Source organism: Levilactobacillus zymae DSM 19395, assembly GCF_001434115.1.
GTDB classification, from domain to species: domain Bacteria; phylum Bacillota; class Bacilli; order Lactobacillales; family Lactobacillaceae; genus Levilactobacillus; species Levilactobacillus zymae.
This window is the reverse complement of sequence record NZ_AZDW01000004.1, coordinates 1-1563: the sequence shown is the minus strand read 5'-3', so window position 1 is coordinate 1563 and position 1563 is coordinate 1. Positions and strand designations below refer to the sequence as shown.

The 1563-nt window shown below is 41.5% G+C and carries 1 protein-coding gene; it reads left to right on the top strand.

Annotated elements, in window-relative coordinates; all coding sequences use genetic code 11:
• The first annotated feature begins 133 nt into the window (after nucleotides 1-133).
• Complete coding sequence (locus FD38_RS00800) at nucleotides 134-1492, top strand: IS4 family transposase (protein ID WP_056979270.1); 1359 nt, start codon at nucleotides 134-136, stop codon at nucleotides 1490-1492.
• Nucleotides 1493-1563: the final 71 nt, after the last annotated feature.

Genomic DNA, 1563 nt, shown 5'->3' with positions numbered 1-1563 from the left:
ACTGAAACTTGAAAGCTAATAATCACGCCAAAGGCGTGTGGTTATTGGCTTTTTTGGCAAAAAAATAAACGCAAGCTCTCCTGCGTTGTATACTTTAGTCGATCAAAACCAAGATACGAAGGAGACTTACGTCATGAATATTATAAGACAAAAAAATACAGAAAACGAGCTTCACAATATTGTTCATCAATTTACTTCCCTCATTGGTCTATCTAAACTCACCAAGTTGGTGAATTATCGCCGGAATTCAGAAATCAGCTTGATGAAGGTCATTGAATGGCTGCTCACGACAAAGTTCCTGGGACGCTCGCTTTATCGAGCCCATGAAACACCTAACTTTACCAGTCGCACCGTCAGAAATAATTTGAACGATGGCCGGATCAATTGGCAACGCTTGATTTGTCAAGTTGGGAGTCATTTAATCAAGCATTTACGACCGTTTATTGACCGCCGGCGGCGGTTAGCATTGATCATTGACGATACACTCTTTTCCCGTGAGTACGCCACCCAAACCGAATTACTAGCGCGAGTCTTTGACCATGACAAACGGTTATATATTAAGGGATACCGGGCTTTAACTTTGGGTTGGAGTGACGCCAATACATTCTTACCGATCAACTTTGCATTAATGTCTTCCAAGAAGCCACAAAACGTCCTTGGAAAATCAGCTAAAACAACCGATCAACGAACAATTGCTGGCCGGAGACGTCGCCAAGCACAGCAAAAAATGAACCTCGTTTCATTGCAACTTGTCAAGCAAGCCCTCGCAAATGGCGTTCTAGCTGACTATGTGTTATTTGATAGCTGGTATAGCTCACCAAAAATTTTCTATGAATTAACCAAGTTGGGATTAAACGGCGTGGGCATGCTTAAACGGTCCAGCAAAATTTACTATCAATATCGCGGACGGCAATATTCAGTTAAAGCATTATACAAGCGACTGCAGGCCTCAAAATATCAACCCAAGCAAGCTTATCAATACAGCTGCTTTGTCGAAGCGCACGTCGGGAACCAAAAATTCAAGCTTCGCTTGGTATTTGTGGCTAATCGGGCCCGTCAAGATGACTACCTAGTACTGGCAACGACTCAGTTAGGCCTTCAGCCACAAGCAATCATTCAACTATACGCCCGAAGATGGCAAATTGAGAATTACTTTAAAGTTGCCAAGCAATACTTGCGGCTCGACAAATCACAAGTTCAAAATTATGACGGGCTTTGTGGCCATTTAGCAATTGTCATGATGACTTATGACCTATTAGCTTGGCAGGAACGGCAAAATCAGGATGATCGCACCATTGGGGATTTATTCTTTATAATGAACGAAGCCATGCCAGATATTGAGTTGTCTCAAGCACTGGTATGGCTTCTAAATTCGTTAAAAACGATTATTAATCATGAAGTTTATGCAAGAAGAGCCCAAATTATTCAGATGATGAATCAGTTCTTCACATTTTTGCCGAAACGGTTAGTTTCGCTGTTAACAGCAAGCTAAATGGTTAAATTAATTAAAATATGTCCTGTGATACCAAGGGATCAGTCTGTCTTCATACTTTCAAGTTTCAG